Source organism: Konateibacter massiliensis (assembly GCF_900184995.1).
Classification (GTDB): Bacteria; Bacillota; Clostridia; order Lachnospirales; family Lachnospiraceae; genus Lachnotalea; species Lachnotalea massiliensis.
In genome coordinates, this window is sequence record NZ_LT860098.1 from 318,241 (window position 1) to 330,194 (window position 11,954).

9 protein-coding genes are annotated in these 11,954 nt (G+C 41.0%); 1 reads left to right on the forward strand and 8 read right to left on the reverse strand.

Annotated features, from left to right (window positions below; translation table 11 throughout):
- Window positions 1–5: 5 nt before the first annotated feature.
- Window positions 6–758 carry a glycosyltransferase family 2 protein gene (locus CTY48_RS02815; RefSeq protein ID WP_099467001.1) on the forward strand — a complete coding sequence of 251 codons (753 nt, stop codon included), beginning with the start codon at window positions 6–8 and terminating at the stop codon, window positions 756–758.
- 245 nt (window positions 759–1,003) lie between these two features.
- On the opposite strand, the gene CTY48_RS02820 is transcribed toward CTY48_RS02815, so the two are convergent.
- The 8 genes from CTY48_RS02820 to CTY48_RS02855 all read right to left on the reverse strand — a co-directional run bounded on the left by CTY48_RS02820 (window position 1,004) and on the right by CTY48_RS02855 (window position 11,947).
- Window positions 1,004–1,459 carry a hypothetical protein gene (locus tag CTY48_RS02820; RefSeq protein ID WP_099467002.1) on the reverse strand — a complete coding sequence of 152 codons (456 nt, stop codon included), beginning with the start codon at window positions 1,457–1,459 and terminating at the stop codon, window positions 1,004–1,006.
- Between the two features lie 108 nt (window positions 1,460–1,567).
- Window positions 1,568–4,684, reverse strand: coding sequence for a hypothetical protein (locus CTY48_RS02825; RefSeq protein ID WP_099467003.1), 3,117 nt, complete (start codon window positions 4,682–4,684; stop codon window positions 1,568–1,570).
- 10 nt (window positions 4,685–4,694) lie between these two features.
- On the reverse strand, window positions 4,695–5,525 hold the full coding sequence (locus tag CTY48_RS02830; protein ID WP_099467004.1) for a carbohydrate ABC transporter permease: 831 nt from the start codon (window positions 5,523–5,525) through the stop codon (window positions 4,695–4,697).
- A 13-nt stretch (window positions 5,526–5,538) separates the two neighbouring features.
- A complete protein-coding gene (locus CTY48_RS02835; protein WP_099467005.1) occupies window positions 5,539–6,432 on the reverse strand; it encodes a carbohydrate ABC transporter permease in 894 nt (297 codons plus the stop codon).
- Between the two features lie 90 nt (window positions 6,433–6,522).
- Complete coding sequence (locus CTY48_RS02840) at window positions 6,523–7,887, reverse strand: ABC transporter substrate-binding protein (protein WP_099467006.1); 1,365 nt, start codon at window positions 7,885–7,887, stop codon at window positions 6,523–6,525.
- Window positions 7,888–8,144: 257 nt separating this feature from the next.
- Window positions 8,145–9,719, reverse strand: a complete 1,575-nt coding sequence (locus tag CTY48_RS02845; RefSeq protein ID WP_180272621.1) for a response regulator transcription factor — start codon at window positions 9,717–9,719, stop codon at window positions 8,145–8,147.
- Entirely contained in the window at window positions 9,709–11,493 is a 1,785-nt protein-coding gene (locus CTY48_RS02850) for a sensor histidine kinase (RefSeq protein WP_180272622.1), read from the reverse strand. The genes CTY48_RS02845 and CTY48_RS02850 overlap by 11 nt, the downstream gene beginning before the upstream one ends.
- Before the next feature lie 43 nt (window positions 11,494–11,536).
- A complete protein-coding gene (locus CTY48_RS02855; RefSeq protein ID WP_099467009.1) occupies window positions 11,537–11,947 on the reverse strand; it encodes a cupin domain-containing protein in 411 nt (136 codons plus the stop codon).
- Window positions 11,948–11,954 lie beyond the last annotated feature (7 nt).

Genomic DNA, 11,954 nt, shown 5'->3' on the forward strand with positions numbered 1-11,954 from the left:
AAAGAATGGAAAAACCACTGGTCTCGGTTATTATGCCGGCCTATAATTCTGAAAAATTTATTGAAACTGCTATACACTCGGTACTGATTCAGGAGGTCCCTTTTGAACTCATTATCATTGATGATTGTTCCAATGACGGCACGCAGGAGCTGCTATTGCAATACAGCTCCCGCCCCAATATTATCTGTATCAGAAATGAAGAAAATATTGGTGCTGCCGCCTCCAGAAATAAGGGTGTAGCCCTTGCAAAAGGAAAATATGTAGCTTTTTTGGATGCAGATGATTATTGGCTGCCTCACAAGCTATCCAGACAGCTTGATACCCTAGATGCCAAGCAACGCGTACTATGCAGTACAGCACGTGAGCTGATGACACCTGAAGGTAAATTGACCGGAAAAATCATTCCCGTACCGGAAAACATCACTTATCATATGATGCTTGGGCAAAACCTGATTAACTGTTCTTCGGTCGTGATGCTTCGTGATGTTGCACTGGAGTTTCCGATGGAGCATGAAGACAGCCATGAAGACTATATTATGTGGCTTAAAATCTTGCAAAAATACAAAAAGGCTTGTGCAGTAAATGAGCCGCTGCTTAAATATCGTTTGAGCAATTCCGGTAAGTCAGGACACAAGCTTCATTCCGCAAAAATGACCTTTAAGGTTTATCGGTATATGGGCTTTGGACTTTTCAAATCCATTATGTGCTTTGCCTCCTATGCGGTGCATGGAGTAATTAAGTATAAAAAAACTAGTTAATAAAACAAAGCGACCAAGTCCTTTACTCATGAGGAACTTGGTCGCTTTGTTGCACTGAATATAGTCACATAGTGACATATTCCACTTGCGTTCGTGCGCATAAATATTTTTTATTTCACAGAAAATTTGTAGAACTTTCCTATGAGGTAAAAGAAATGAAACTGCCACAACAGTCCCATTTCTTATGCATCATCGCCCCATCGATAGATGCTATTTTAGATGCCTATCCATTTTCTTAATTCCAGTTAAGCCGGAATTAATTTATTCATCTCCAATACTTGAATTACAGTGTCCATCGAATCATTCAGACGGCTAAAACCCCTGTCCACCTTCAAGTCAAGCAGGATATAATTATAATTCAGTTCTTTCAACTTCTTGTTTGTCATACCCTGCTTAAATTCTACCATTTCCATTCGATTATTTAAGTGGGTCACTTGTATTTCAAGACTTGATACTTTTGCCTTAAGCTCTGATACTTCGACTTCAAGACTGGACACCCTGTTTTCAAGGCTCGATACCTTATATTCTAGGCTCGATACCTTATCTTCAAGGCTGGATACCCTATTTTCAAGACTTGTCATTCTTGCTTCAAGGCTTGTCATTCGGTTTTGTAATTCTTTTACCTCATACTTTAATCCTGAAATTTCTCCAATCAGCTCATCTTTCATACCTATTAGGAAATCTTTTAATTCTTTTTCCATGTAATTCCTCCTTGAGTAACAACACTCTCCAACCCTTCTCTCCAAATATTATTATAGAGGTCAGGAAGAGAAATTACAATGAGAAATCTTGCTCAAATAGCATTCCCCCTACAACGGCTGCTTTACCTGAATTTCACATACTATTTGCTTTATCTTGCCATTTCGAAGCAGATGTACAGTTTCCCCTTCTACCTTATTCTTGAACTGCTCAATTCTGCCATCCATATGCTCTGCTGTTATTTTGGCAACCGTATAATTTGACGGAATTAAATCTTTCTTCTCGCTTATTTGGTAAATAACCCGCGTATTTCCTAGAAATATAGCTTCAACCGTATTATTCTCTGCTATTAAGTAGGATGGCAGGGCAGGCTGCAGTATGCAGGTTAACTCTTCCTTTTCGAAATGAAACGGGTTTTCCCCAAACATCATAAGCTGCCAGATTTCTAAAAATTCTGCTGTGGAACCGCTTAGCCTTGCAACAAAGCCTTTTCCGTGAAGCTGCGCATTACTGTTGGCACTGCTTGCCAAAAACGAGGAGTTTTCCAGAAGACTTCTTCCGTACATTTTGTAATCCAAAAACGGAATACAAGCCTTGTGGAAATCCTCATAAAACTCTTTATATAAGCCATTCTTCAACAGTTGCAGCAAATATTTATATTCCATATGCAGCCAGATTGATTCATTCTCAAGCCAGCCTGCACTGAATGCCTTTGCCCTTCCGATCTCAAAGGAAGCATTTGCAAGGGATGCGTTCACCTTATACATTTGAAGCTTATTATCATAGAGACCGCTCTTTTTCACCTCATCATACAGTTTTCTTTTTTTATTGGCAGAGGGCAAAAATTTAAAGTAACGTACCGCTCCTTCCAGAAACAGCGGCATTTCTCTTTGCTCAAATCGCTTTGGTACCACCATATTTTCAACTATTTCATAGTCAATCAGTTCATAGGAAAAATAGGTAGGGCATATGCCATGTATGCCGTTTACAGCCTCCTCAATTCCCTCCTCCACATAGTCCATATAGTTTTGCAGAAGAGCTGCAAGCTCATCATACTCCAATATTTTGCAGCTTCCTTCAATGCCCCATATCGTCTTTTGTCTGTAGGTTTCTTTTGCCTCGTTCAGCTTGTTCCATACCCAGAACTTAGTCTCTTGACACCGGCGATACGTCTTAAGAGCATTATCCGTATCAATTATAAAATCATAAAGCTCGTTAAACACCTCAGCCTTTGCCTGATAGGCATTCACTGTCTTTTGCACATACTTTAACAAACGGTGCAGCTCGTAGGTCTCTGCCATGGAGGATCCAAACATTCCCGGCAAGCCGTTTAGTGCATCATACCAGCCCGGTTTTCCACCCTCCATCTCAATTCCCATTCCAAACATGTCAAGAGTAGCAAATTTATTTTGTATCATAACTAGAAGCTTTGTCAAAAGATTGGAGTGATAAATCTTACCTTCTCCAAATCTGTCCCTTACTTCATGATATGTTACTTCCGCTTTTATTTCCTCATCGACACAATTATACTGCCGTACCCCGTCCTCCGTCACGACATATCTCTGCTCCCTTGGAAGAACAACCGCCCTTGCCTCATAATAGGTGTAGGACGCATCCTCCAGCAGTAAACGTCTTTCCTCCTCGGGAAAAACCTTCAAATAAGCTTCAATCAGGTCCAGATTATAGGTCCAATGATCCGTCCAGTAGCCCTCTCCAAAATCTGCATTTAATTTCTGCTCTGCATGGTCGATTACCTTTCCTAAAAATTCCTCCTTCGGCAATGTTGTTGTGATATTCTCTCTTCCCAAGAATCCCAGAAGCTCTCCCGGTGAAAATTCTTTTTCCAAAAATTTTGTCACCCTTTTTCTGTCATCTTCTTTTACGCAGCTTAAAACCTGTTCTAAATTCTTCGTCTCATAGCTTACTTGCTTTACGACAAGCGGATTATATCCATCTAGCTGAATAAGGTTATAAAACAGCTTAATATTGTAATCTCGCACATGCGGCGAGAACAATACGTCGCATCTTCTATTTTGATTCACATCTCGGAAGTTTCCGTTTCCCTGAGAATAGTATTCGGGGAGCATACGAAAAAAGTTGTAATCTCGCTCAATATCGCCATGCTTTCTTCCGTATACATAAAAGATATGATTGTTTCCAAGTGTTACAGGGTATCCACCCCTTAGTACATTATCCACATAAGTCTGTCTGCAATATTCATCAAATATCCGGTTGCCTGTTTTTGCTTCCATACCTTTGCTCACGTCCATGGTAAGAGCTTTTGCCTCCTCGTACTTACGCACAAAATAATTCTGCTCCTTAGATCTCTCTGCAAATTCCTGATAAATTTTCTTGCTCGCCGCCTGCCCGATTACAGAATAAAGCGAGGTTTCTTCCTTTTCTTTTAGTTCTCCTTCATAGGCACAAAAACCGGAAGGAACCTGATTTTGTACCATCTGCTTCTTTTGAAGCAGCTCTCCTATGCTGTTATTTAAGAAACCTACCGGCTTCTGACAGGAGGTGTCGTAGTCGAATATAATTTGGGGGTCCGCAAGAATCGGAAGTCTTTCCCCCTTGCCTGTCATAGAAATATAATAGTTTCCTTCTTCAATTTTTGATACCTTGGCACTGTCCTTTGTGCTATAGCGGACACGGTAGTAAGGCAGCTTTTCATCCGTATCCTCCACCTGCATCCACGCCTTCATCGTCTGCGCCATTTCCTTTAGGGCACCAAGCTCAATTCCATAAGGGATAACTGCGGGCATGCCGTCAAGCACGTCAATTTTCCTCTCTGCATCCCTTTTATTTTTTATTGTCACCTTGCGGACCAGACCGCCAAGCTTCTCATTCGGAAGTGTGTAATACAACACATTGACCTGTATTCCAAGCTCCTCATGCCACTCTTCAATTTCCAACTCATTCATGCCTATGTACATTCTGGTCTTTTTCTCATCTGAACAAAACGGTTCATAAAACTGCCCGTCTACCTTTAAAAATGTCCGAAATCCCATTGTCTTGGCAAGCTGATACGCCTGATGTGCCGGATAAAACTCCATAATGGAATGATTTTTATCCTCCGTTCCAAAGCTCGCAATTGCCTGCCCGCGGTTTACATAAAAACACCATATCGGAATTCCCTCCAAGCCGCTTATACCTGGCAGGAAACTTGAGAAAGTGGATTGCCTGTTGTAATCTTCTATTATAAAACGTCCCTTTTTATCAAACATAGTCTTTCTCCTATCCTTTTACCGCTCCCGCCACCAAGCTTTCCTGCACCTGGTTGCTCAACAGAAAATAGATTAAAATTGTCGGCAATGTGGCAATTACCATACCTGCACCAATCAATCCCCAATCTGTAGAGTATTGCCCTGCAAAGGACATAATTCCTACCGGAAGCGTACGATAATCCGCACTGTCTACCAATGTGTTTGCAAACATCAATTCATTCCATGTTCCGAGAAATGTAAAGATAGATGCCGTTGCAACCGCCGGTCTCACCATCGGAAGCATAATTGCAAGAAAGCATCTGAATATGCCGCAGCCGTCCATATATGCCGCCTCTTCCATCTCTTTCGGGATTCCCTTATAAAAACCGGTCAAAATCATAACGCTCATCGGAATTCCAAATGCGATATAAGGTATTAAGAGTCCGAGATAGCCTCCCTTTAATCCAAGTTTATCCATAATCTGAAAGAGCGGGAGAAGTGCTGCCTGTGAAGGTATCATGATACCCACAGTAAAAATGCCAAATGCGGTATCCTTAAGCTTCCATTTCATTCTGGCAATCGCATAAGCTGCCATCGCTGAGATAACTGCCACCACTGCAACTGTAACTGCCGAGTAAAATACGGAATTCAGGAAGTATCTCAAAATTCCTCCATCCGTCAAAGCTGTAGCATAATTGACAAACCGCCAAACCTTCGGCAATCCGATTACATTTTCCCCAAATATTTCTGCGTTGCTTTTTAAAGAAAAGGTAATAAGCCAATACAAAGGAAAAATCTGTGTAACTGCTATCAAAGACAAAATAATCATTTTTATACTTTTTGTTACTTTTTTGCTGTTCATCTCTCTTCCTCCTCTATATTGCAGACGCGTTTTGTTCTGATTTCTTGAAAATGCGGCTGATAATAAATGTGAATAACAAGCACTCAATTACAATGAAAAATGCCTGCGCACTTCCGTATCCGTACAAGCCTCTTCGAAACAGGTTGTTGTACATCAAGGTTGCCGGAACCTCACTTGCGTGATTTGGTCCGCCGCCCGTCATAACATAAATCAGGTCAAAGGAACGCAGGGAACCCGTGATAGAAAAAATAACACATGTTTTGATAACCGGCGTCAGAAGCGGAATCGTAATTTTTGTATTGGTCTGCCACTTTGTAGCACCGTCAATCTGTGCCGCCTCATAATACTCTGTCGAAATCGACTTAATTCCGGCATAGAAAATAAGCAAATGATACCCGATATACTGCCAAACTGCCGGTACAACCGTGGACAAAAATGCCGTCTTTGAATTGGAAAGCCATGAATAGTCAAAGGTATCCCCCGAGATTGCACTGATTAAAATATTTAACAATCCATATTCACTGTGGAATATTTTCATCCATAATTGACCGATTACCATACTGGAAATAACAACCGGAACAAAGTATACCGTGCGGAAAAATTTCTCCCCCTTCACGCCATGCGCCAGCACAAGTGCCAGTATTAAAGAAATCGGAAGCTGTATGAGAAGGGAAGCCGCTACCAATACAAGAGAGTTTGCCACAGCCTTTGGAAAATAGCGGTCCGCTGTAAACATATCGATGTAGTTTTGCAGTCCCAGAAATTTCATCTTACCGATGCCGTCATATTCAAAAAGACTGTAGGTTCCGCTTATGACAAGCGGAATAAGCACAAAGCTTACAAATATTAAGAGTGCCGGCAAAACAAATACAGCGATATAGCTTTTTCTGCCTAACATTTTATCCATTTAAAATCCTCCTTTAGCTGCTTTATAATGAAAAAAGATTGTCACATTTGTGACAATCTTTTTTCATATAAAATTGCCCTAATAAAACATTTACTGGTTAATTGCCGCTTCATGCTCCTCAATAAATGTATCTACGTCTGCATCAGGTGCAAATAAAGTCTGTACTTGTTCGTTATGTATTGTTGCCGGATTTGCATCCAATGAGGTATCCCAAGCAAGTACGCTGGTCTGTCCTTCTGAAACCAAATCTTTAATCTGAATGAACAACGGATTGATGTTGCTCTCGTCTGTCTCTACATCCCAGCCACAGAAACCTGTTCCTGTCTCATAAGCTGCTTTTCCCATCTGCTCATTGATATAAATTGCAAATTTTGCTGCTTCGTCTGCATATTTTGTGCTCTTATTTACCCAGAAGGACTCAATAAATCCGCCGCAGTAATCACTTTCATTTCCTGTTCCTGTAATCATAGGAATTTTCACTGCAACTACCTTATCCGGGTTAATGGTTGCGGTATCATCTGTATATACTTGATTTGCAAACCAGCTTCCCATGATACGCATTCCTGCTTTTCCTGTGATAAATGCAGAGTTAGCATCATCATTTCCTGATTCTAATGGGTTCTTTCCAAAAGCTCCTGCATTGTAAAGCTCTAATACCTTTTCTGCCGCTGCCTTATAGCCTGCGTCTTCACCAAACGGAACCTCTCCGTTTAACATCTTGTTGACATTTTCCGCTCCTACTTCTCTCATCGCCAATGCCTGATAAACGAACGCTGCATTCCAGCCATCCTTTGCTCCTGCTGCGATTGGGGTAACACCATCCAACTGGCTTAATTTCTGGCTTGCATCAAGCAATTCATCATAAGTTGTAGGAATAGTTGCTCCCGCCTGGTCAAACAGTTCCTGATTGCAGAATAATGTCATGTACCAGGAGAAAGATGGAAGAGAATAAGTCTTTCCGTCATAAATAAAAGCATTTGTGGAGCCCGGTAATAACTTTCCTGTCACCTCATCTGTCAGATAATCGTCAAGCGGTAATAATTTATCTGCATTTACCAGCTTCTTTGCTGTTCCCGCTCCCCAGTAATAAAATACGTCAATACCGGAAGCATCGCCTGTAAATTCTGCTGAAATCTTTGTCTTATAAGCTTCTGAATCCAATGTCTGTGTGTTGATTGTTACATTCGGATTCTCTGACATATAATTGCCTACTGCAATATCATATAATTTCTTTAACTCATTTGTATCATTAGACCATTGGTGCCATACATTCAATGTAATTTTTTCATCAGAGGAAGAGTCCGTGGACGCCTCTATTGTTGTTGCTGCTGTATCATTTGAAGTGTTGCCTGTGGTTTCCTCAGTTTTCCCACTGCTGCCGCAAGCTGCCAAGCTTACTGTCAGAGTTGCTGCCAACACTGCGGATAATATCTTTTTCCCAGTTTTCTTTTTCATTTCTAATCCTCCTAATTGATTATAAATTACTTACTCCTAAAAACTTCTTTCACATCGCATGCGTTATGTTAAAATCAGTATACTCAAACTTCGCCCAATTCTCAATTTAATATTTTGCCCCAAAAGGTAACTATTTTTACTTTATATTACCTTTTGCCTCCCCTCCCCTGCAGAAAAAAACAAAGTGTGAGCAACGCTCACACTCTTTATTCATGACAAGTGAAGCTGTTTACAGCTTCATCTTGTTTTTATTATACTCAATACTTCTCCCTCTTAAACTCCTTCACCGTAACACCCGTCAGCTTCTTAAAGCAGATGCTAAAGTAATGAGAGTCTCTGAAACCGATTTTCTCCGCAATTTCATATACCTTCAAATCCGTTGTGTTGAGCAGACGTATGCTCTCCTCAATTCGCTTTTTCAAAATATATTCAATCAGGCTGATACCTTTTTCCTTTTTAAACACCCTGCTTAGATAACTCTCATTCGAATAGATTTTGGAAGCCACAAGCCGAAGAGACAGCTCAGGGTCAAATAAATTCTCCGAAATATATGTCGCTGCTTCCTCTACCACCTTATTGCCTTGCTTTAACTTTTTACTCTCATGGTATTCCATAATGATGTGCATGACCTCTTCCAGATAGCTTGTAATTTCCTCTACCGTATTAATGTGACGCACTTGCTTATAAATACGCTCCTCACCTATGAGTTGGGAAAGCCCTATCCCGTATTTATTCAACGTCGTGCCAGCCCTTGTCAGAATATTCATTGTCATCAGGCGAAGATATTCCATATCCGTCATCCTAGCACCTCGGATCAGATCCACATATTCCTTAATGTATTCCTCCACCTTATCCACCAGACAGTTTTGAACCGCAAAGAGAAAATCCTCCCAGTCAATCTCATTCTTATTCTCATTTTGATTCATAACCTCCTCGTATTCCTTGTATGTAACACAACGGTTTCTTCCAAGAAAAACAGAGGCACTGATTGCCTTTTTTGACTGCTCAAAGGCATTGGCAATACCGAAAAATCCTGTATTCCATTCACTGATTCCGATTGTTGCAGGAATCCCCATAGATTTATCCAGCGTTTCGTGTAAGGTCACAGCAATATCCTTTATTCTCTTATAGTCGGAATCGGTAAAATAAATCAGAATATTTTGCATATAGTGGGTGAAGCAGATTACGTTGTCATAATCCTGTTCCTTAATTAGATCAAAAACCTGTTTATGCTCCTTAGAAAGCCTTTCTCCGTCATCTTCCTTCAGTTTGAGGTTCAGACAGATACATCCCTTCATGATGTTTTCACAGTTATAGAGCATAAGCTTACGTCTTGCCTCCTCCTCAGGAATGCGGCACTCCACCAGTCTCTGAAAAAAGCTCTCCATCACAATATCCTGGTCTGCAAGCACACTTGCCTTCAACTCCTCGACTGCCTTTACCTGATTTTCCTCCTGCCTGATTTCCTCTTTTATTTTGCCGGCAAGCTCGGCAATTTCATCGATATTCACAGGCTTTAAGAGAAAATCCTCCACACCTATTTTCACAGCGCGCCTTGCATAATCAAATTCCCGATATCCTGTTACAATGATAATGCGACAGCTCGGGTCCTCTTTTAAAATCTTCTCCGACAGCTCCAGTCCGTCCATGTGCGGCATGCTGATATCCGTGAGCACAATTTGCGGTTTACGATGCAGCATATATTCCATTGCTTCCTCACCCGAGCCAGCCTCGCCTACAATTTCAAAGCCGTTTCCTTCCCAGTCAAAACCGTTTCGAATCAGTACCCTCTCCAGCTTTTCATCGTCCACCAACAACACTTTAATGCTCAACTGCCTCACCTTCTTCCATCTTCTTTACCCGCACTGTTATCTCGCAGCCACCGCCTACCTCACTATGTATCATAATCGGGTTCTGAATACCATAATACAACGTAATTCTCTGCTTTAGACTATATATTCCAAAGCCTGATTTGCCGGTGACGCTCTTTCCTTCCATAATGGAATGGACACGCTCCTCGCTCATTCCGACACCGTCATCTAACACAATCAAGATAATTTCTTCCTCATCCTCAAATATTTTTACTAAAATATGCCCTGCACCGTCATTTCCCTTAATGCCATGATGTACGGCGTTCTCAATCAACGGCTGCAAAAGCAGCTTTAGAATTTTGCAATTTAGCAAATGCTCCTCCACATCGTATTCCACTTTGATTTTATCATCATAACGGATATTCAAAATCGTAATATAGCTTCGGATACACTGAATTTCATCCTGAATCGTGACAAAATCAAGTCCGCTGTTTAAGCTGTTCCGATAAAAGCTTCCGAGTGCCTGCGTCATCTTAAAGCAGCTCTCATTATCCTTCATCAGTGCCAGTGCAGACACTGCATCCAGCGTATTATAAAGAAAATGCGGGTTAATCTGTGCCTGTATTAAGTCAAGCTCTCCCTTTGCAATGATTTTTTCCTCAACCTTCACCTTCTCTATCAGGTTCTGAATCGACTTCGTCATATGATTGAACACCTTTTTCAGGTTGTTGATTTCATTCTGTTCTCCGTCTATCCTGATTGGAATGAATTCTCCTTCCTCCACCATTTTCATGTGCTTTTCCAGCTTTGCCAGAGGAGTAAAAATAAACCTCGTCAGCGCCATCGAGCAGATAAAAACGAACAGGATATTCAGACACATAATCAAAATAATAACTGTCGTATAGTACGGAGTGAGTGCTTTTAAATTGTCCATCTGAAAAGAGCCCACAAGCTTCCAATCTGAAATCCCCATCTCCTGACTGACCATAATTACAGTAGAATCCTTGATATCTACCATCTCATAGCCAGCTTTTGAGGTTTTATGAGTGTCAATATACTCGGCATATTCCTCTTCATATTGGCTCGGTGGAATAATATAATTACCCTCTCCGTCCACGATAAAGAAATGTGAATCATAGACTGAGCTTACCTCCTCAAAGTAAGACTGGATTGTTGTCTCATCAACCGTTACCAGCAAAGTAGCAAGTGGCTCGTATGTGTTTACGGCACCAATCTCCTTTATGTAGGTGATATAGTTTTTATCCTTTCTCGTAGGAAATTCCAGGATATCCTCACTTTTATGGATAAAAAAGCCATTTCCGTTCGCCTCCTGCATCTGTGCATACCAATCGGTGCTTTCTATCTTTTCACTATGCACACTGATGGGACCGACCTTATATGTATTATAATAATTGTTGTACTTATCAAAGATGAATACACTGGAAATATAGTCACCCGACAACAGCATATTTACTAAACTCTTTGTGATTCGTCGCTGAATTGTCGGGTCGATATTTTTAGATTTTACATTTTTAAGGGAGTCCTGCACGTTGTCATCAAAATAAATAAGATTGGAAAACTGCGTTACATTCTCAAATACCAATGTCAGATTTCCCTTCAGGGCATTCACTGTCTGAATACCTGCGTTTCCCACCTCACGCTTGGTGTATGCCTCATTTACCTTCGAAATAATCGTAAACGTCATAAGAAAAGAGAGAAGGAGAACCGTGAGATACAATAAAATTATCTTTGTCTTAATTTTAAATCGCCCGAAAAATTTTCTTATCCCTTTCATTCCCTTCCTCCTTGCTTTTCCTTTACGCATATTTTAACATAATTTAGTCGGCAAGCCTATCTTTCATTTCAAGTATTTTCTGCTCGGATAAAGGAAGAATAGGTGAATTATCATCACATGTATTTTGATTTTCCACAATGAGCACCTCTCCCTCCTCATCCATTACATGATTGTGCCATACGCCCTTTTTGACGTTGTACAGCTTGTGCGGCTCCAGCTTTATTTGGTCAATCTTGCCGATGTCGTCCCCGCTTTCTCCGGTAATCAGCGTGCAGTTTCCTTTTAACAGCACAAACACCTCGTCCGTTTCCATATGCCGCTGCATCGTTTTTATATTTTCCAGACGCACATCCTCACAGTACTTGAGCACGGCAACCCGCCATGTTTCAAAATCCACAAGAGGCTGATAGCCTTCCTTTGGCATCTCTACCACATCAATATGTTCCTTCTTCATTGACTCC